Raw genomic sequence first — 21,254 nt, 5'->3', positions numbered from 1 at the left:
CGGGAGGCATTGGTGCACACGGATTCGGTGCCGCGGCTCGCACCCGCCCTGCCCTTGCAGAGCGGAATGATCGCGGCCGGGTTGCGGGACCCGTCCGCCGGGACGGACGTCATCCAGTGCGTGCAGCACTGGCCGCGCGGCCTGGACACCACCGCCTACCTGGCGGCGTGGCGGGCCGCCGTCGAACGCCACCCGTTGCTCCGCACCCGGTTCGCGTGGCGCGCGGACGGAGGCATGGAGCAGTGGCCGGGCCCGGCGGCCGACGTCCCGGTGCGGGTGGACGACTCGGTGACGGACCTGGCGCGGTTCCTGACGGCCGACCGGCGGTCCGGGGTGGACCCGGTGTCCGCGGCGCCGCTGCGGGTGGTGGCGCTGCCCGGGAACGTGGTGGTCGCGACGTTCCACCACGCGATCCTGGACGGCCGGTCGCTGGCGATGCTGCTGGCCGAGATCGACGACGACTACGCGGCCCGGCTCGCCGGTCGCCCGCTGGAGTTCGCACCGCGCCCGGACTTCGGCGACTACGCCCGCTGGTACGACGCCCGAACCGCACCCGACCACCCGGAACGGCTGGCCGACGAGCGGTTCTGGGCGGCCGAACTGGCCGGCCTGCCCGAGTCCGGTCCGCTGCCGCTGGAGCACCCCGGGCCTGACACCCCGGTCATGGCCACCGCGGCGCTCGACCTGTCCGGCACCGAGACGGAGGTGGTGCGGGCGCTGGCCGCGCACACGGGCGTCACGGTGAACACGGTGGTGCTGGCCGCCTGGGGACTGGTGCTGGCCACCCACGCGCACGCCGACGAGGCGGTGTTCGGCGTGACCAGGGCGGCCCGCCACGGCACCGTGGACGGCGCGCAGGACATGCTGGGCCTGCTGCTGGCGACCGTGCCGCTGCGGCTGCCCGTGCACCGGGACGCGTCGGTGGCCGACTGGCTGCGATCGGTCCGGGAACGGTCGGTGCGCGCCCGCGACCACCAGCTGTGCCCGCTGTCGGTGATCCAGGCGGGCCGCGACGCGATGCGCAGCCTGGTCCTGTTCGAGCACCGCGAACTGGGCACGGTGCTGGCCGCACGGCCGTCCGCGCCCGAGGACAGACAGGTGCGCATCCTGCGCACCCCCGGCTACGCGATGACCCTGTACGCCTTCGCCGAGCCCCACCTGAGCTTCCAGCTCATCCACGACACCGGCCGGTTCCCGGACTGGGCGCCGGACGCACTGCTGGCGCACGTGCGCGACCTGCTGGCGGGGATGGCCGAAGCGCCGGGTCGCCCGGTGCGGGAGCTGACCGAGCCGCGTGACCCCGAGCAGGTCCTCAACAGCTGGAACGACACCGCGACCGACTACCCGGCCGACGCGACGGTGCCGGACCTGTTCGCCGAGCAGGTCCGGCTGCGACCGCACGCGGACGCGGTGTTCGACGGTGAGCGGTGGCTCGACTACGCGGAGCTGGACGCGCGGTCGAACCGGCTGGCGCACGTGCTCGCGGCCCGGGGCGCGCGGGTGGACCGGCCGGTGGCGCTGTCCCTGCCCCGCGGCGTCGACTTCGTGACCGCGATGCTGGCCGTGCTGAAGACCGGCGCCGCGTACCTGCCGCTGGACCCGGACAACCCCCCGGCACGGGACGCGGTGGCGTTGCGGGAGTCCGGCACGCCGCTCGTGGTCTCGGACCGGCCGCGCGCGCTGCCTGGCGGCGTGACCCCGGTGGTGCTGTCCGAAGTGGACCTGGGGGCGGAGTCGCCGGTGTTTCCGGTGGTGCCCGCGCATCCGCTGAGCGTGGCGTACGTGAACTACACGTCGGGGTCGACCGGCACACCCAAGGGTGTCGCCGTGCCGCACCGGGGTGTGGTGCGGCTGGTGACGCGGCCGACGTTCGGGCGGTTCGGGCCGGAGCGGACGTTCCTGCACCTGTCCGCGACCGCGTTCGACCTGACCACGCTGGAGGTGTGGGGCGCGCTGCTGACCGGTGGCCGGGTGGTGCCCGCGCCGTCCGGGCCGCCCGACCCGGCGGTGCTGGCCGACCTGCTGCGCGCGCACCGGGTGGACGTGCTGTGGCTGACCGCCGGGCTGTTCCACCAGCTCGACCCGTCACTGCTGGCCGACGTCGAGCAGTTGCTGGCCGGCGGTGACGTGCTCGCGCCGGACGCCGTGCGTGCGGCGCTCCGGGCGCGTGGCGGGAAACCGGTGGTCAACGGGTACGGTCCCACGGAGAACACCACGTTCACCACCTGCCACGTGGTGACGTCGGCGGACGTGGGCGTGACGGTGCCGATCGGCACGCCGGTCCAGCGGACCACGGTGTACGTGCTGGACGAGCGGATGCGGCCGGTGCCGGTGGGTGTGCCCGGCGAGCTGTACACCGGCGGTGACGGGCTGGCGCGCGGGTACTGGGGCGCGCCGGCGTCGACCGCGTCGAAGTTCGTGCCGGACCCGTTCGGGACGGTGCCGGGTGGACGGCTGTACCGCACGGGTGACCTGGCCCGGTGGCGGCCGGACGGGGTGCTGGAGTTCCTGGGGCGCGCGGACCGGCAGGTGAAGGTGCGCGGATTCCTGGTGGAGCCGGCCGAGGTCGAAGCCGTGCTGCGCGAGCACCCGGCGGTCGCGGCCGTGGCCGTGCTGCCGTGCGGTGACGGCGAGGCCAGGCACCTGGTCGCGTACGTCGTGCCGGCCGGCGCGGCGGAGATCGAGGACGTGCGTGCGCACGTCGCGGAACGGCTGCCCGCCTTCCTCTGCCCGGCGCGGTACGTGCCGGTGCCGGAGCTGCCGCTGAACCGCAGCGGCAAGGTGGATCGGGCGGCGCTGAGTTCGGTCCGTGTCCCGGGCGCGCGGGGCACGGACCGGACCGGACCTTCGACCGCCACGCAACGGCGGTTGGCGAGGTTGTGGGAGAACCTGCTCGGCGCGCCGGAGGTGTTCGCAGAGGACGACTTCTTCGCGGTGGGCGGCAATTCGCTGCTCGCGGTGCGGTTGGCGTTCCGGGTGCGCGAGGAGTTCGGGATCGACGTGCCGGTCGCCGACCTGCACCGGGCGCGGACGCTTTCGGCGTGCGCCGCCGTGGTGGACGCCGCCGTGGTGGACGCCTCGGTGGTGGACACGGCAGTGGTGGACGCGTCTGCGGTGGATGGGGCAGTGCGGGGTGGCGTGTCGGCCGGGATCACGCGGCGGGACCGGTCCGCGTACGTGGTGCCCGCCCAGCGCACGTCCGCGCGTCCGGTGGCGGACCACCTGGTGCTGCCGGGCGGCACCGGTGACTGGGCGGCGTGGCGGTGGATCGCCTTGCGGGGCACGGGGTTCGGCATCGAGCCGCTGCTGGCGGTGGCGAGTCCCGACGCGGCACGGGCGGCCGAGGCGGTGTTGGCGGCCGAGGACGCGGTGGGCGAGGCACGGCGGGCGGCGTTCCGCGTGCTGCGGGACCTGGAGGACCAGAGCGAGGGTGAAGGTCGGTCCGCGTTGCGGCGGATCGGGCGGCTGGTCCGGAAAGGACGGTTCGCCGAGGCAGCCGCGACCCCCACGACCGGCGAGGTGGACGCGGCGCTGGCGCTGGCCGCCGACGCCGCCGCACGGCACGAATCGCTGCTCGCCGACTACACGGCCCGGTTCGCGGCCGGTCGCAAGGCCGCCGCCGACGTGCTGCGCGAGGTCAGCGGTGATCCCCGGTTCCGCGAAGCGGTGGCGTGGCAGAACCCGCCAGCCCTCCGGACGGCCGTGGACGCGCTGCACCGGGCCTTGTCAGGCGACCGGCCGACCACCCGCAACGTCGACTACCGGCGCTGGGAGCACACGGTCGTCGCCTACCTCCAGCGCTACTGCGCCAAGAACGACACCATCGGCTTCTTCGGGCCGGTCGGCTGGGCCCGGATCGAGGACGACGCGCCCGCCGGGCTCACCGCGGAACCCGGACCCGGGCTGGTCGGCTCCCGCACGGTCTACCTGGAGAACTGGGCGGTGCAGCAGCTGGCCGAGGCGTTGACGACCGACGCCGTGCGGCCGTGGGCGATCCCGAGGCGGATGCCGTTCGTGGAGGTCGTGGGCGACACGATGCACGTCCCGATGACCGATCCGGTGCGGCTGCCCCCGGTGGACGCCGCCGTGCTCGCCGCGTGCGACGGCCTGCGCAGGCCGGACGCGATCGCGCACGACCTCGACCGGCCGCTGGACGACGTGCTCGCCGCCTTGGAGCGGCTGCGGCAGGCCAAGCGGATCGCGTGGTCGTTGGAGGTGCCGCCGGAGGCCTTGGTGCCGGAGACGGCGTTGCGCGACCAGGTCGCGGCCATCGGCGACCAGGTGCTCCGGACGGAAGCCGAGAAGGCGCTGCGCGAGGTGGAGCAGGGACGGGACGCCGTCGCCGCCGCCGTGGGCGACCCGGACCGGTTGGCGCACGCGATCGGCGTCCTGCACGAGCAGTTCACCGCGATCACCGGCACGGCGGCGGTGCGGCGGCCCGGTCTGTTCTACGCCGGTCGCACGGTGGTGCACGAGGAGTGCCGGCGAGACCTCGACGTCACCCTCTCCCCCGCGTTGGTGGACACGCTGTGGTCGCCGTTGTCGCTGGTGCTGGAGGCCGCGCGCTGGTTCACGTCGGCGGGCTCGGCGCTGTACGGGCGGGCGTTGCGCGAGGTGTACCGCGAACGGGTGGCGGCCACCGGTTCGGACCGGGTGCGGCTGGCGGACTTCTGGCTGTGGGCCAACGACACCATCTTCCGGCTGGACGAACGGCTGGTCCGCCGGCTCGTCCAGGCGTTGCAGGGCCGCTGGGCCAAGGCGCTCGGCCCGCACCCGGGCGGTCGGGACCTCCACTTCCGGGTCGCGGACGTGCGGGACGCGGTGCTGGAGGCGTTCGCCGCGCCCCGGCCCGGGTGGCGCGCGGCGGTGCAGCACAGCCCGGACGTGCTGATCGCGGCGCGGGACGAGCACGCGATCCGGGCGGGCGACTACCAGTGGGTGCTGGGCGAGGTGCACCCCGGTGTGAACACCATGCGGGCGGCGTTGTTCGTGTCGCAGCATCCGGACCCGGCACAGCTGCGCGCGGCGATGGGCCACGACATGGCCGGCCCGCGGATCGTGCTGGCCACCACGCGCGAGGAAGGCGGCACGCCGCAACGGCTCGCCGACGCGCTCGTGTCACCGGACGACCTGAGGATCGTGTTCGGCCACGACGCCTGCGGGCCGGGTCTGCGCGGTTCGGTGCCGGTCGGCGCGTGCGAGGTGACCGAGAGCGGCGGGCGGCTGGTGGCGCGCAGCCGGGACGGCCGGGTGGACGTCGACCTGGTCGAGCTGCTGAGCGACCAGATCATGGCTCAGCTGGTGCAGCACTTCAAGTTGATTCCCTCCGGCGAGCACACGCCCAGGGTCAGCCTCGACCGGCTGGTGGTCGCGCGGGAGGGATGGCGGTTGCCGAGCGCGCGGGCGGCGTTCGCGTTCGGCGCGGACGAGGAGACGCGGTTCCTGCGGGCGCAGGCGTGGCGCCGTGAGCACGGGATGCCGAGGTTCGTGTTCGTGAAGAGCCCGGTGGAGCACAAGCCGTTCTACGTGGACCTGGAGAGCCAGCCGTCGGTCGAGTTGTTCGCGCACGCGGTGCGGGCGCTGGACCGGGAGGAGCCGGACGCGCCGATGGGCGTGGGCGAGATGCTGCCCGGCCCGGACCGGCTGTGGTTGACGGACGCGGCGGGCTCGCGGCACACGGCGGAGTTCAGGGTCGTCGCGGTGGACCGGAGAGGGTGGCCGGGGAAGCCCGAGAAACCGGAGAAGGGGGGACAGCGGTGAGCGCGGTCATACCGGAGGGGCGGGCGGACGAGGTGTTCCGGTTCCCGGCGTCGTCCGGGCAGCGCAGGCTGTGGCTGGTCGACCAGCTGTTGCCGGCGAGCCCGGTCTACAACATCGGCTGGCGGGTCGGGATCGACGGCCCGTTGGACGTCGAGGCGTTGCGGCTGGCGTTGAACGCGCTGGTGGCGCGGCACGAGGCGTTGCGGACGCGGTTCGCCGCCGAGGACGGCGTGCCGGTGCAGGTGGTGTCGGCGACGCTGACCGTGCCGTTGGTGCGGCTGCCGTCGAGCGACGTGGACGCGGTGGTGCGCGAGGAGGTCGGCAGGCCGTTCGCGCTGCACGACGGTCCGCTGCTGCGCGCCGGTCTCATCGGGATCACGCCGCGCGAGCACGTGCTGGTCTTCGTGCTGCACCACACGATCGCGGACGGCTGGTCGTGCGCGGTGCTGTTCGACGAACTGGCCCTGCTGTACGCCGCCGCGGTCGCCGGCACGCCGTGCGACCTGCCGGAGCTGCCGGTGCAGTACCCGGACTACGCGGTGTGGCAGCGGGAACAGGCGGACGGTGGCGCGTTCGCCGCCGACGCGGAGTTCTGGCGTGCAGCGCTGGACGGTGTGCCGACCGTGCTGCCGTTGCCGGCGGACGGGCCGCGACCGGCGACGCCCACCGGGCGGGGCGCGGAGCTGCGGGCGGAGCTGGAAGTCCACGACGGGTCGTTCGCCCGGCTGCTGGCGGTGTTCCAGTGCGTGCTGCACCGGGTGACCGGTCAGGCGGACTTCCTGGTGGCGACACCGGTCGCGGCGCGGACCCGGCCGGAGACCGAGGGCCTGGTGGGGTTCGTCGCCAACACCCTGCCGCTGCGGGCGACGTTCACCCCGGACACCACGTTCGGCGAGGTCGTCGCGGCGGCCGAGGAGTCGACCGTGGCCGCGCTCGCCCACCAGGAACTGCCGTTCGAGCAGTTGGTGGACATCGTCGCGCCACAACGGACGCTCGCGCACGCACCACTCGTACAGGTGATGTTCGGGGTGGAGCCGCTGCCCGCGCCGCGCGCGGCGGGACCGGTCACGTTGCGGCCCGAGGCGGTCGCGAACGGCGGGGCGAAGTTCGACCTGTCGCTGACCGTCGAGCAGGCGGACGGCCGGTGGTCCGCCCGCTGGCAGTACGACTCCGAGCTGTTCACGCCGGAGGCGGTCGCCGCGCTGCACGCGGTGTTCGCCGCCGCCGTGCACGCCTCCCCCGCCGACCGGGTCGCCGAACTGCCGCTCGGTGACGGCTCGCGGCAGGAACCGGCGGTCGACGTGCCCGTGGAGACGGCCGCGGACCTGGTGTTCGCCGCACTCGCCGAGCACCCGGACGCGGTGGCGGTCGAAGGCGCGGTCACGTGCGGCGAGCTGGACCGGGCGGCCAACCGCCTGGCGCACGTGCTGCTCGAAGCGGGCGCGCGGCCGGACGAGCCGGTGGCGTTGTGCCTGGACCGGGGCGCGGCGATGGTCGTCGGCATCCTCGCCGCGTGGCGCGTGGGCGCGGGCTACCTGCCGCTGGACCCGTCGTGGCCCGCCGCCCGGCTGACCGCGATGGCCACCGGCTCCGACGTGCCGGTGCTCGTCACGGACGGTGCGGCGCGGGCGCTCACCGGACCGTTGACCGGCCCGTGGGCGGAAGTCGACCTGGACACGGCGGATGTGGCGTCCCGAGCGGACACGCCACCGCCGGCCGTGCCGCGACACCCCGGGATGCTGGCCTACGTCATCCACACCTCCGGGTCCACCGGCGAGCCCAAGGGCGTGCGGTGCACCCAGGGCGGTCTGGCCGCGTTGCTCCGCGCGATGGGCGGGCTGATGCGGCTGACGCCCGAGGACCGGCTCGCGTCCCTCACCACGCCGGCGTTCGACGTGTCCACGGTGGAGATGCTCGCGCCGTTGATCAGCGGTGCGACGCTCGTGGTGATCCCGGCGGACGACGTGGCGGACGGCGCGCGGTTGCGCGCACGGATCGCCGACGCGAACGCGACGGTCGTCCAGGGCGGTCCGGCGAGCTGGCGGATGGTCGTCGCGGCGGGCGGTGTGCCCGCGGGCGTGCGGCTGCGGATCAGCGGCGGCGAAGCCATGACCCGCGACCTGGCCGACGACCTCCAGGCCGACGGCGCGACCCTGATCGACGGCTACGGCCCCACCGAGACCACGGTGTACTCGGCGGCCGGTGTCGTGGCGCACGCGCCGGACCCGGTGCGGCTCGGTCCGGCCGTCACGGGCACTTCGCTGCACGTGCTGGACCCGTTGATGCGTCCCGTGCCGCCGGGCGTGATCGGCGAGCTGCACATCGGCGGCGCGGGCGTGGCCCGGGGCTACCACGGGCTGCCCGGCATGACCGCCGAGCGGTTCCGCCCCGACCCGTTCGGCCCGCCCGGTGGACGGCTCTACGCGTCCGGTGACCTGGTCCGGCGGCACGCGGACGGGAAGCTGGAGTTCCTGGGCCGGGCCGACCGGCAGCTCAAGGTGCGCGGCTACCGGATCGAGCCCGGCGAGATCGAGGCCGTGCTCCGCGCTCACCCGGACGTGGCGCACGCGGTCGTCGTGGCCTGGTCCGCGCACGCCGCCGACGTGCGACTGGTCGCGTACGCGGTGCCCGCCGACGACGTCGGGGAGGACGACCTGCGTCGACGGGTCCGCCCGCACCTCGCCGCGAGCCTGCCCGACTACATGCTGCCGGCGGCGGTCGTCGTGCTGCCCGAGCTGCCGCGCACGGGCACCGGCAAGATCGACCGGGACGCGCTTCCCGATCCGGTGTGGACCACGGACGACGTCGAGCGGGTCGAACCGCGCGACGAGGACGAACGCCGCGTGGCGCGGATCTGGCGCGAGGTGTTGAGCCTGCCCGCGGACGCGCCGCTGGGCGTGCACGACAACTTCTTCGCGCTGGGCGGCCACTCGCTGACCGCGACCCAGATGCTGGCCCGCGTCCGCGTCGCGCTGGACGTGGACCTGCCGCTGTCGACGCTGTTCGCCTCGCCGACCATCGCGGAGCTGTGCGCGAACCTCGGCGGCGGCACGGCTGCCCGCGGTCCCCTGCCGCTGCTGGACCAGCTGGACGACCTGTCGGACGCGGAGATCGACCGACTGCTCGGCACCCTCGTCGACGAGGACGAGTCGTGAGCCGGGAGGCGCTGGTCGTCGGCGCGGGGCTCGCCGGGTCGTTGACCTCGGTCTACCTGGCCCGACGCGGGTTCCGCGTGCGGGTGCTGGAGCGGCGGGGCGATCCGCGTGCCCCCGGCGCCAAGGAAGAAGGCCGGTCGATCAACCTGGGGCTCTCGCAACGCGGCATCGTGGCGCTGCGCGAAGTCGGGCTGATGGAGCGGTTGGCGGCGCTGACGGTGCCGATGCGCGGGCGGGCCGTGCACCTCGCGGACGGCACGCTGAGGTTCCAGCCGTACGGCCTGGCGGAGGACCAGATCCTGCACTCCGTGCTGCGGCACGACCTGAACGTGGCGCTGGTGGACGAGGCCGAACGGCTCGGCGTCGGGTTCTCCTGGGGCCACCGGGTGACCGCCGTCGACCGCGCCGGGGCCGCCGTCACCACGGACGACCGGACCGTGCACACGGCCGACCTCGTCGTCGGCGCGGACGGCGCGTTCTCCGCCGTGCGCACGCACCTGGGGCGAGGCCGGCGGGTGGACCTGCACCAGGAGTTCCTGGAGTGGGGCTACAAGGAGCTGCTGATCCCGGCCGGCGACGACGGCGAGCCGCGCACCGAGCTGCGGGCGCTGCACGTGTGGCCGGGCGACGACGGGCTGATCGTGGCGCACCCCAACGTGGACGGTTCGCTCACCGCGACGGTGTTCCTGCCGTTCGAGGGCGAGCACGGGTTCGCCGGGCTGACCGAGCCGGGGCGGGTGCGGGAGTTCTTCGCCCGCCGGTTCCCCGACACGCTCACCCTCGTTCCGGACGTGGTGGAGCAGTTCCTCGCGCACCCGCCGTCCTCTCTCGTCACCGTGCGCACCGCGCCGTGGCACGTGACCACGGAAGACGGACGAGGGGTGGTGCTGATCGGCGACGCCGCGCACGCCGTGTACCCGTTCTTCGGGCAGGGCATGAACGCCGCGTTCGAGGACTGCTCGGTGCTGGACCGGTGCCTGGCCGCGCACCCGCACGACCTGCCGCGGGCGCTGGCCGAGTTCGAGGACTCCCGCCGCCCGCACACGGACGTGCTGGCGGAGCTGTCCAAGCGCAATTTCGTGGAGCTGCGCGACAAGGTGCGCTCCCCGCTGTTCGCCCTCCGCAAGAATCTCGACCTGGCGCTGAACCGGTTGTTCCCGACCGCGTGGGTACCGCTCTACACCCTCATCTCGCACACCACGGTCCCCTACGGCGAAGCGCTCACCAGGGCGCGTCGCCAGGACCGGCTGCTCGGTGGTGTCACGGCCGCGTTGACCGGCGTGGCCCTGGCGGGGTTGACCCACCGTTCCCGAGCCGGAAGGCGGGTGACGTGATGCTGATCCATCCGACCCACCAGGCCCACCCCCTGGTCGAGCCCGCGGACTTCGCCGCGCCCCGGCTGCCGGACGCCGTCGCGGCGCACGAACTGCCGCTGCGGACCGTGTTCCGGTGGGCGGACGAGTACCTGTGCGGTTCGCACCCGGACCTGGGGCGGCGAGGGCCGGTGTGCCCGTTCACCGACACGTCCCTCCAGCGCGGCCTGTTCTACATGGCCGTGCACCCCGGCCGGCCGGAGCACCCCGACGAGCTGGCGGCGCTGCTGCTGCACTACCGCGACTGGTTCACCGGGCTGGAGCCGACCGACGGGCCGGGCGCGCAGTTCAAGACGGTGCTGATCCTGTTCCCGGACCTGACCGAGTACGGCGTGGTCGACCGGGCACAGGAGCTGCTGAAGCCGCGGTACGCCCGGGACGGGTTGATGCTGGGCGAGTTCCACCCCGGCCCACCGCAGAAGGCGGGCCTGTGGAATCCCGGTTTCCGGCCGCTGCACAGCCCGGTGCCGCTGCTCGCGATCCGGCACATGGTGCCGACGGACTTCCCGTTCCTGCGGGACGACGACGACACCGTGGCCGCGTACCTCGAACGATTCGGCGACCGCGTGCCCACGCACCTGCGTGACCACGTGCGTGCCGCCGCCGACCGACTCACCAGCTCCGGGAGCACCCCTTGACAACCTCCCCTCCCTGAATGGTGGGGATTTCCCGTCGGGCTCGCGCCCGGCAGTTCCTGTTTCTTCTCCCCTGGAAGGGAGGTTTCGTCGGATGCCTCGCCGACTAGCGCCGGGTCGGTCCCACTCCGGCTCCACAGGCTGTGACCGCCTGCCCGGCGGCCAGGGTGTTGCGCGCGGCGTTGACGTCGCGGTCGTGCGAAGCCCCGCAGCCGGGGCAGGTCCACTCGCGCACGCGCAGCGGCAGCGTGTCCAGCAGGTGCCCGCAGTGCGAGCAGGTCTTGCTGGAGGGAAACCAGCGGTCGACCACGACCAGGTCGCGGCCGTACCAGTCGCACTTGTACTCCAGCATCGACCGCAGATCCGACCACGACGCGTCGGAGATCGCGCGGGCCAACGACCGGTTCCCGACCATGTTGCGGACCGCCAGATCCTCGATCACGACCAGTTGGTTCTCCCGGACGAGTCGAGTGGTCAGCTTGTGCAACAGATCCCGGCGGCGATCGGCGATACGGGCATGGACACGCGCCACCCGCAGCCGCGCCTTCGCCCGGTTCGCGAAACCCTTCTCCTTGCGGGCCAGCGCCCGCTGCGCGCGGGCCAGCCGTTTTCGATCCCGCCGCTCGTGCCCCGGATTGGTGATCTTCTCCCCGGTCGAGAGCGTGACCAGGGACGTGATCCCAACGTCGACACCCACCACGCAGCCGGTGGGCGGGGCGTGGGCGACGGTGGTCTCGACCAGGATCGACACGTGCCACCGGCCTGCCGCGTCACGCGACACGGTCACCGTGGACGGCTCGGCACCCTCGGGCAGCGGCCGGGACCACACGACGTCCAGCGGCTCGGCCATCTTCGCCAACGTCAACCGGCCGTCACGCCAGCGGAACGCCGACCGGGTGTACTCCGCGGAAGCCTTGCCCCGCTTGCGGGACTTGAACCGCGGGTAGCGGGACCGCTTCTCCCAGAACGCGGTGAACGCCGACTGCAAGTGCCGCAACGACTGCTGCAACGGCACCGACGACACCTCGTTGAGAAACCCCAGCCCGTCGGACTTCTTCCACTCGGTGAGCAGGGCCGACGTCTGCATGTAATTCACCCGACGGTGCTCGCCGTACCACGCCTGCGTGCGGGCCTCCAACGCCCGGTTGTACACCACCCGCACACACCCGAACGTGCGCAACAACTCCACTTCCTGCGCCGCAGACGGGTAGAAGCGGTACCGGAACGCCCGCTTCACCACCGACCCCGACGACATTTCTCACACATCGACACCCCAGCAAGTGAGCCTTGCCGACGCGGTCGAAAGCACCGGTTTCCTCCCCGGCGTGAACGCCGGGGTATCCACCGACAGGAGCCCAGATGACCGACGTCCCGGCGTCCGGCCGCACCTCCGCGCCCGATCCCGACCCCACCTCGGCCTCGGCCTCGGCCCGGAAGCGGGAACTGCTGGCGCGACGGCTGCGCGCCCGTGCGTCGGCGCCCACCGCGTACCCGCTGTCGTTCGGCCAGCAACGGCTGTGGTTCCTGGACAAGTTCTCCCCCGGCAGCGCCGTCTACAACGTCCCCATCGCGCTCCGGCTGCGCGGCCCGCTCAACCCGGCCGCGTTGCAGCGCGCGCTGGACGTGCTGGTGAACCGGCACGCGTCGCTGCGCACCACGTTCCCGGACTCGGGCGGCGAACCGGTGCAGCTCGTCGCGTCCACCGGCACGGCCGCCCTCACCACGCACGAGCTGCCCGACGGGGACCGCGACGCGGAGGCGCAGCGGTTCGCCGACGAGCGCGGCGGCATCGGGTTCGACCTGCACCGAGGGCCTCTGTTCACGGCTAGCCTGGGCCGGTTCGCCGACGACGACCACGTGCTGGTGCTCAGCATGCACCACATCACCGCGGACGCCTGGTCGCTGTCCGTGCTGCTGGGCGAGCTGGGCCAGGCGTACGACGCGGCGTCGCGGGACGGGGAGCCGGACCTGCCCGCGCTGCGGTTGCAGTACCCGGACTTCGCGGTGTGGCAACGCGACCGCATGGCCGACGTGTCCGCCGGGCACCTGGACTACTGGTCACGACACCTCGCGGGCGCACCGGAGCTGCTGACCCTGCCGACCGACCGGCCGCGGCCGCCCGTCGTCACCCACCGGGGCGCGCTGCGGTACGGCCACGTGCCGATCGGCCCGTTGGAGGAGTTGGCGCGGGCGCACGGCGTCACCCTGTTCATGGTGCTGCTGGCGGGGTTCGCGGCGAGGCTGGGCCGGTTGGCCGGGCAGGAGGACGTGGTGGTCGGCGCGCCGGTCGCCGGGCGTTCGCACACCGACCTGGAAGGGTTGATCGGGTTCTTCGTCAACACGCTGGCGTTGCGGACCCACGTGGGCGGCGACCCGACGTTCACCGAGTTGCTGGGCCGCGTCCGCGAGGTCACCGCGGCCGGGCTCGCGCACGCCGACCTGCCGTTCGAACAGCTGGTGGAGCACCTGAGCCCGCAGCGCAGCACCGGGCACGCGCCGATCTTCCAGACCCAGCTCATCCTCACCAACACCCCTCCGATCCAGATCCGCATGGCCGGGCTGGGGGTCGAGCCGCTGGTGCCCGACCCGAAGGTGGCGAAGTTCGACCTGACGCTGGCGGCCGATCAGCAGGGCGACGCGCTGGCTCTGGGCGTGGAGTACAACACCGACCTGTTCGACGAGTCGACCGTCGCCGAGTTCCTCGACCGGCTGATCGCGCTGCTCACCGCCGCCGCCGAGCACCCGGAGCGGCGGCTCGGCGAGCTGGACGGGTTGACCGGCGTGCGGCGGTGGGAGGTGTTGGAGGGCTACAACGCCACCGACCTGCCGCTGCCGCCCGCGCGCACCGCGTTGGACCTGATCACCGGACGGGGCACCGCGGTGTCCGGTGCGGCCTCCCGGCTGGACTACGCGGAGTTGGACGCGCGGGCCGAGCAGGTGGCCGCGCTGCTGCGGGCGCACGGCGTGGGGCTGGGTTCGGCGGTGGCGTTGTGCCTGCCGCGCACCCCGGACCTGGTCGCGGCGGTGCTGGGCGTGTGGAAGGCGGGCGCGGCGTACGTGCCGCTCGACCCGGCGTGGCCGGGTGACCGGCTGGCGTCGGTGCTGGCAGATTCGGGCGCGGCCGTGCTGGTCACCGACCGGGACGGGCCGCGGTTCGACGGGACGGTGCTGGGTCTTGCCGACGCGGACGAATTCGCGCCCGAGCCCGTGCCGTGCCCCGCGTCCGGTGCGGACCTGGCGTACGTGATCTACACGTCGGGGTCGACGGGCGCGCCGAAGGGCGTGGAGGTGCCGCACCGGGCCGTGGTGAACCTGCTGGTGTCGTTCCAGCGGCTGTTCGAGCTCACCGCCGCGGACCGGCTGGCCGCGGTGACGACGCTGTCGTTCGACATCTCCGTGCTGGAACTGCTGCTGCCGTTGACGGCGGGCGCCGAGGTGCTGGTCGTGCCCTCGGACATCGCGGCGGACGGCACGGCGTTGCGCGCGTTGCTGGTCGACCGCGAGGTGACGGCGATGCAGGCGACCCCGGCGACGTGGCGGTTGCTGCACGCGGCGGGCGGGGTGCCGGCCGCGGTGGTGACGCGGGTCTGCGGCGGTGAGGCGCTGCCCCGGGACCTGGCCGACGACCTGTTGGGCGACGACGCGCTGCTGTGGAACGCGTACGGCCCGACGGAGACGACGGTGTGGTCGTCGGCGGGGCTGGTCGAGCCCTCCCCCGCGCCGGTCGCGCTCGGGCCGCCGACCGGCAACACCCGGCTGTACGTGCTGGGTCCGGGCCTGGAACCGGTGCCGCCGGGGGTGGTCGGCGAGCTGCACGTCGGCGGCGCGGGCGTGGCGCGCGGCTACCACGACCGGCCGGCGCTGACCGCGAGCCGGTTCGTGCCCGACCCGTTCTCGAAGGAGCCGGGGCGGCGGCTGTACGCGACCGGCGACCTGGTGCGGCACCGGTCGGACGGCACGCTGGAGTTCCTGGGCCGGGCCGACCACCAGGTGAAGGTGCGCGGGTTCCGGATCGAGCTCGGCGAGGTGGAGGCCGCGTTGCCGGCCTCCGGGCTGGTGCGCGAAGCGGTGGTGCTGGCGATCGACGAACGCCTGGTCGCGTACGTGGTGCCGGGCGCGGACGTGGTGCGGGAGGGGTTGTGGGCGCGGCTGCGGGCCGGGTTGGCCGAACGGCTGCCCGACTACATGCTGCCCGCCACGGCCGTGGTGCTGGACGCGTTCCCGTTGACGCCGAACGGCAAGACCGACCGCAAGGCGCTGCCCGCGCCGGTGTGGGCCGCGGAGGGCGAGCGGGTGCCGCCGCGTGACGCGGTGGAGGAGGTGCTGGCGGGCATCTGGGTCGAGGTGTTGGGCGTGCCCGAGGTGGGCCTGCACGACGACTTCTTCGCCCTGGGCGGTCATTCCCTGCTCGCGGCGAAGGTGCTGGCCCGGGTGCAGGGGGCGTTCGCGGTGGCGGTGCCGATCGGCCGGATGTTCGCCGCGCCGACCATCGCCGGGATCGCCGCCTCGCTGGCCTCGTTGGACGACCCGGGACGGATCGCCGCGATCGCCGAACTGCGCGTCCAGCTGGCCGGGATGTCGGCGGAAGAGGTCGAGGCGATGCTCGGGGAGACCCCGTGAGCGGCGGGAACGGCCTGCGCCGGTTCGCCGTGGTGTGGGCCGGCCAGCTCGTGTCGGTGATCGGCTCCGCGCTGACCGCGTTCGTGCTCGGGGTGTGGGTGTACCTCGGCACGGGGTCGGTGACGACGTTCGTGCTGATCCAGTTCTGCGCGGTGGTGCCGGGCATCCTGGTCGCGCCGTACGCGGGCGTGGTGGCGGACCGGTACGACCGCAAGCGGATCATGCTGCTGGCGGACTCCGGCGCGGGTGTGGTGACGGCGTTGCTGCTGGTCGCCGTGACCGCGGACGCGTTGGCGCTCTGGCAGGTCTACGTGGCGACCGCGTTGACCGCGACGCTGAACTCGTTCCACATCATCGCCTACACGGCGCTGGTGCCGGCGTTGGTGCCGAAGGAGCACCTGGGCCGGATCAACGGGCTGATGCAGATCACGCAGGGCGTGCAGATCGCCGCGCCGCTGGTGGCGGGCGCGTTGCTGGGCCTGGTGGGGCTGCGGGGCGTGCTGCTGATCGACTTCGTGTCGATGGTGTTCGCGGTCGGGGCGCTGGTCGTGGCACGGCTGCCGGCGGACGCCGTGCGGCCGGCGGGTGCGTCGGCCGGGAAGCGCGAGGGCATCGGCGCGGGATTGGTGTGGCTGCGCGGCGCGTCGGGGTTGTTCGCGTTGTGCGTGGTGTTCGGCGTGTGGAACTTCCTGTTCGCCATCGCGGGCGGGCTGGTGCAGCCGTTGATCCTGTCGTTCTCCGGTCCGGCGGTGCTCGGCGTGCTGATGGCAGTGGGCGGCAGCGGGCTGTTCGTCGGCGGGCTGGTGATGGGCGTGTGGGGCGGGCCCCGGCGCCGGGTGCACGGCATCTACCTGGGGTTGGCGCTGGGCGGGGTGTTCCTGGTGCTGCACTCGCTCGCGCCGTCGCCGTGGCTGATCGGTGTCGCCGCGCCCCTGTTCCTGTTCACCCTGCCGTTGATCAACACGTGTTGCGTGACGTTGTTGCAGACCAAGGTCGACCCGGCGGTGCTCGGCCGGGTGCTGGCGGTGGTGCGGATGCTCAGCACCGCCGCGATGCCGGTCGCCTACCTCCTGATCGGTCCGCTCACCGACGGGGTGGCCGAGCCGTTGATGGCCGCCGACGGCGCGCTGGCCGGCAGCGTCGGCGCGCTGATCGGCACCGGCGAGGGACGTGGCATCGCCCTGATCTTCCTGGTCGTCGGTGCGCTGATGCTCGTGTTGACGGCCTGCGCCTGGTCGCTGACCCGGCTGCGCACCGTGGACGACCTGCCCGACGCGGTGGCCGACGAGACGCCGTCGCCTGAAAGGACACCCCGATGACCGGACTCTCCGACCACCGCGAACGACTGCTGGCGAAGCTGCTCGCCGAACGCGGACTGGCCGCTTCCGCGCAGTCCGTGCCCCGTCGACCCGAAGGCGCGGTCGTGCCGCTGTCGGGCAACCAGCGCGGTCTGTGGTTGACCGGGCGGCTCGGCTTGGACGCGGGCGCGTACGTCATGTTCGCCGCGCTGCGCGTCGCCGGCGAGGTCGACGAGGACCGGTTGCGCGCGGCGGTGCGGACCGTGATGGGGCGGCACGAGGCGCTGCGCACCAGGGTCGTGGACACGGACGGGGTGCCCGAACAACAGGTGCTGGACGACGTTCCCGCCGACGTGGCCTTCACGTCGCGCGATGGCGAGGACGAGCTGAACGCGTTCATCGTGTCCGAAGTGGACACGCCGTTCGACCTGGGTGTCGCGCCGTTGCTGCGGGTGCGGGCGGTGCGGGTCGGGCCGGGTGACACGGCGGTCGTGTTCAGCGCGCACCACATCGTGTGCGACGACCTGTCGCTGATCATGGTCGCGCGCGAGGTCGGTGACGTCTACGCGGGCGTGGCGCTCGACCCGGTCGGCGTCCAGTTCCCCGACTACGTGCGCTGGCAGGCGGACCGGCTCGCCGACGGTGAGCGCCGGCGGCAGCTGGACCACTGGTACGACCGGCTGTCCGGTGCGCCGGACGTGCTCGACCTCGCACTGGACCGGCCCCGCACGCCGAACCGCACCACGGCGGGCGGCAGCCACGGGTTCACCGTGCCCGCCGCGCTGGCCGGGAAGCTGGCCGAGGTGTGCCGCGCGCACGGCTGCACGACGTTCGCGGGTCTGCTGGCCGTCTTCGGCGTGGTGCTGTCGCGCCGGTCGGGGGTGGACGACCTGGTGATCGGCTCGCCGACCACGCACCGGCCCTTCCCCGAGCTGGAGCGCTCGGTCGGCATGTTCGTCACCACGACCGCACTGCGGCTGGACCTGTCCGGCGACCCGACCGTGGCCGACCTGCTCGGCCGGGCCCGCTCGACCGCGATCGACGCGCTGGACCACGCCGACGTGAGCTTCGACGAGGTCGCCGCACGGGTGGCGCCGCGCCGGGATCTGGCGCACCACCCGTTGTTCCAGGTGATGCTGGTGCTCAACCGGGGCGGCGGGTCCGGCGGGTGGGCCGGGATGGACGCCCGGGGCCTGCCGGTGGACCGCGCGACGAGCCGCTTCGACCTGACCCTGCACGTGCGGGAGACGGCCGGCGACTGGCCCGCGAACCTCGACTACAGCACGGACCTGTTCGACCCGGACACGGTGGCGCGGCTGGCCGACCACCTGCTGGCCGTGCTCGCCGCGCTGGTGGCCGACCCGGCCGCTCGGTTGTCCCAAGTGGACACGACGACGGCGTCCGACCGCGAGGCGGCGGCGCGGTTGAACGGAGAGCGCGTCGAGCAGGTGCGTCCCGGTGTGCTCGCGCGGATCGCCGAGCAGGTCGCCGCGCGCCCCGGCACGACCGCCGTGCTGGACCTGGCGGACGGCGCCGAGCTGACGTTCGCGCAGCTGGACCGGCGGGCGAACCGGGTGGCGCACGTGCTGGCCGGCTGGGGTGTCGGGCCGGAGACGCCGGTGGGGCTGGCGTTGACGGCCGGGCCGGACGCGCTGGTGGCGCTGCTGGCCGTGCTCAAGGCGGGCGGTGCGTACGTGCCGCTCGACCCGGCGCATCCGCCCGCCCGGCTGGCCGGGCTGCTGGCCGACTGCGGCGCGCCCGTCGTGATCACCGCCCCGGGCCACCGGGAGCGGTTCGGCGGGTTCCACGGCGCGCTGCTGGACACCACCGACGACGCGTTCACCGGGGAGGCCGACGAGCCGCCGGCCGTTGTCGTGCCGCCCGGCGGGTTGGCGTACATCGTCTACACGTCGGGTTCGACCGGTGTCCCCAAGGGCGTGCAGGTGCAGCACGACACGCTCGCCAACCTGACCGGCGGGTTCATCGACCTGCACGGGTTCGGCCCGGGGCAGCGGATCCTGATGATCCCGCCGCTGAGCTTCGACGCGTCGGTGGGTGACGTGTTCCCGGCGTGGTGCGCGGGCGCGGCGGTGGTCGTGCACCCGGAACCGGCGGCGATCAGCGGTCCGGACCTGCTCGGGCTGTGCGCCGACCACCACATCACCGCCGTCGACACGGCCGCGGCGCTGTTCAAGCGCTGGGTGGCCGACCTGGACGGCCTCGATGTCGACCCAGGCCCGCTGTCGGTGATGATGATCGGTGGCGAGTCCGTGCCGATCCCGACCGCGGCCGAGTGGGCCAGGCTGACCGGCGGGAAGGTCGCGCTGGTGAACCACTACGGCCCCACCGAGACCACGGTCTGCGCCACCGCCTACCCCACGGTCGACGCCGCCGAGGTCGACCCCCGCGCCACCACGGTGCCGATCGGCCGTCCGCTGCCCGGCGTCCTGGCGCACGTACTGGACCCGGAACTCCGGTCGGCGCCGGTGGGGGTGCCCGGTCAGCTGCACATCGGCGGCGTCGCCCCCGCCCGCGGCTACCGGGGCGACCCGGCGCGGACGGCGACGGCCTACCTGCCCGACCCGACCGTCCCGGGCGGCCGGATGTACGCCACCGGCGACCTGGTGCGGCTGCTGCCGGACGGCACGCTGGAGTTCCTGGGTCGGGTGGACGACCAGGTCAAGCTGCGCGGTCACCGGATCGAGCCGGGCGAGGTGCGGGCGGCGCTGCTGGCGCACCCGGCGATCTCCGACGCGGCGGTGGCGGTGCGCGGCGACACCCTCGTCGCCTACCTCGTGCCGCGTGCCGGGGCGGCCGGGCCGGAGCTGGACGAGCTCCGGGCGTTCTGCGCGGGACGGCTGCCGGACGCGATGCTGCCCGGCGCGGTCCTGGTGCTGGAGGAGCTGCCGCTCACCCGGCACGGCAAGGTCGACGTGGCGGCGTTGCCGGACCCGGACCCGACCGCCCGGTCCACGCCGTACGAGCCGCCGCGCACACCGGTGGAGCGGACGCTGGCGGAGGTCTGGTCGGAGGTGCTGAACGTGCCGCTGGTCGGCCGCCGGGACAGCTTCTTCGCGTTGGGCGGGCACTCGCTGATCGCCGCCGCCGTGCTGGCCAAGGTGCGTGCCCTGCTCGGCGTGACGGTCCCGCTGCGCGCCCTGTTCGCCACCGCCGACCTCGCCGAGCTGGCCGAGGTGGTGGAGCAGGCCGCCGCGTCGGACCACACGTTCGCCAAGCGCTACAAGTCCGGCCTGCCGACCGTGCCGGAGATGGAGCTGGACGCGATCCCGCCGGACGACATCGCCCCGAACCACCCCGTGCGGACCGGCCCGGCCGAACGCGTGCTGCTCACCGGAGCCACCGGGTTCCTCGGCGCGCACCTGCTCGGCGAACTCCTGACCCGCACGGACGCCGAAGTGCACTGCCTGGTGCGGGCGGAGACGCCGGCGGTGGCCGCCGCACGCATCCGCGCCAACCTGCGCCGCGCGCACCTCGACGTGCCGGAGGAGCAGCTGGCGCGGGTGGTGCCGGTGATCGGCGACATGTCCCAGCCCAGGCTGGGGCTGACCGAGGCCGCGTTCGACGGGCTCGCCGAGAGCATGGACGCGATCTACCACAACGGCGCGGTGATGAACTTCGTGCTCACCTACCAGTGGATGATGCCGCCGCACGTCGGCAGCACGGTGGACGTGCTGCGGCTGGCGACCCGCTACGCGACGAAGCCGCTGCACCTGATGTCGACGCTCGGCGTGTTCCTCGGCGCGAGCTACGACCGGCAGCGGATCACCGAGGGCGACCGGCCCGAGGACCCGACCGGCCTGGACACCGGCTACCACACCACCAAGTGGGTGGCCGACATGATGGGCGTGCTCGCGCGGGACCGGGGCGTGCCGGTGTCGATCCACCGGATCGCCGCGATCGTGGGCGACGTGCGCACCGGCACCGCGAAGACCGAGTCGTACCTGAGCAGGCAGATCGCCACCTGCGCCCACGCGGGCGCCGTGCCGCGCACGTCCGACGTGATCGACATGCTGCCGGTGGACCGGCTGGCGGGCGCGATCGCGGGTATCTCGACCCGGCCGTCGATGCGGGCGCGCGATTTCCACTACTACCGGGCGGACGGGTTCAGCTACGCCGACCTGGGCGGAGTGCTCACCGCGAAGGGCTACCCGACCCGGCTGCTGGAGTACCCGGACTGGCGCTCGCTGATGCTGGAGAGCCCGGACAGCGCGTTCGGCCCGCTGGCGTTCGGCCTGACCACCACGCACCGGGCGCACCCGGTGTTCGACTGCTCGGCCACGTGGGACGCGGCGGCGGCGTGCGGGGTGGAGTTCCCGCCCGCCGACGCGGAGATGATCGCCCGCCACGTGGACTTCCTCGCCGCCGCGGGCGTGCTGCCGGAAAGGGCCTGAC

General features: G+C 73.9%; 8 protein-coding genes. 7 read left to right on the top strand and 1 reads right to left on the bottom strand.

The genetic code is table 11. The features are described 5' to 3' along the window. Nucleotides 1–12: 12 nt before the first annotated feature. The 4 genes from ACRAKI_RS17580 to ACRAKI_RS17565 are packed head-to-tail and all read left to right on the top strand — an operon-like array spanning nt 13 to nt 10,926. On the top strand, nt 13–5,760 hold the full coding sequence (locus ACRAKI_RS17580) for an amino acid adenylation domain-containing protein (protein WP_447008180.1): 5,748 nt from the start codon (nt 13–15) through the stop codon (nt 5,758–5,760). Beyond that, complete coding sequence (locus ACRAKI_RS17575) at nt 5,757–8,915, top strand: amino acid adenylation domain-containing protein (protein WP_447008179.1); 3,159 nt, start codon at nt 5,757–5,759, stop codon at nt 8,913–8,915. Before ACRAKI_RS17580 ends, ACRAKI_RS17575 begins: the two co-directional genes overlap by 4 nt. Continuing rightward, nucleotides 8,912–10,249: an FAD-dependent oxidoreductase gene (locus ACRAKI_RS17570; RefSeq protein ID WP_447008178.1), complete on the top strand. Its 1,338-nt coding sequence runs from the start codon at nt 8,912–8,914 to the stop codon at nt 10,247–10,249. The genes ACRAKI_RS17575 and ACRAKI_RS17570 overlap by 4 nt, the downstream gene beginning before the upstream one ends. Further along, nucleotides 10,249–10,926 carry a DUF6875 domain-containing protein gene (locus ACRAKI_RS17565; RefSeq protein WP_447008177.1) on the top strand — a complete coding sequence of 226 codons (678 nt, stop codon included), beginning with the start codon at nt 10,249–10,251 and terminating at the stop codon, nt 10,924–10,926. Before ACRAKI_RS17570 ends, ACRAKI_RS17565 begins: the two co-directional genes overlap by 1 nt. 103 nt (nt 10,927–11,029) lie before the next feature. On the opposite strand, the gene ACRAKI_RS17560 is transcribed toward ACRAKI_RS17565, so the two are convergent. Then, a complete protein-coding gene (locus ACRAKI_RS17560; RefSeq protein WP_447008176.1) occupies nt 11,030–12,178 on the bottom strand; it encodes an RNA-guided endonuclease InsQ/TnpB family protein in 1,149 nt (382 codons plus the stop codon). 104 nt (nt 12,179–12,282) lie between these two features. Here ACRAKI_RS17560 and ACRAKI_RS17555 point away from each other — a divergent pair, with 104 nt between their 5' ends. From ACRAKI_RS17555 to ACRAKI_RS17545, 3 genes are read left to right on the top strand one after another with little or no spacing between them, the layout of a single operon-like run. Continuing rightward, complete coding sequence (locus ACRAKI_RS17555; protein ID WP_447008175.1) at nt 12,283–15,543, top strand: amino acid adenylation domain-containing protein; 3,261 nt, start codon at nt 12,283–12,285, stop codon at nt 15,541–15,543. Beyond that, nucleotides 15,540–16,862, top strand: coding sequence for an MFS transporter (locus tag ACRAKI_RS17550; RefSeq protein WP_447008174.1), 1,323 nt, complete (start codon nt 15,540–15,542; stop codon nt 16,860–16,862). The genes ACRAKI_RS17555 and ACRAKI_RS17550 overlap by 4 nt, the downstream gene beginning before the upstream one ends. Continuing rightward, on the top strand, nt 16,859–21,253 hold the full coding sequence (locus tag ACRAKI_RS17545) for a non-ribosomal peptide synthetase (RefSeq protein WP_447008173.1): 4,395 nt from the start codon (nt 16,859–16,861) through the stop codon (nt 21,251–21,253). Before ACRAKI_RS17550 ends, ACRAKI_RS17545 begins: the two co-directional genes overlap by 4 nt. Nucleotide 21,254: the final 1 nt, after the last annotated feature.

The sequence above is a fragment of the Saccharothrix isguenensis genome (assembly GCF_052936305.1).
This window is presented reverse-complemented; position numbering and strand designations above follow the sequence as displayed.

Bases quoted from the DNA above. Each gene is read 5' to 3' on its own strand.
- ACRAKI_RS17565 (WP_447008177.1), top strand. From the start codon at position 10,249: ATGCTGATCCATCCGACCCACCAGGCCCACCCCCTGGTCGAGCCCGCG.
- ACRAKI_RS17560 (WP_447008176.1), bottom strand. From the start codon at position 12,178: ATGTCGTCGGGGTCGGTGGTGAAGCGGGCGTTCCGGTACCGCTTCTAC.
- ACRAKI_RS17555 (WP_447008175.1), top strand. From the start codon at position 12,283: ATGACCGACGTCCCGGCGTCCGGCCGCACCTCCGCGCCCGATCCCGAC.
- ACRAKI_RS17545 (WP_447008173.1), top strand. From the start codon at position 16,859: ATGACCGGACTCTCCGACCACCGCGAACGACTGCTGGCGAAGCTGCTC.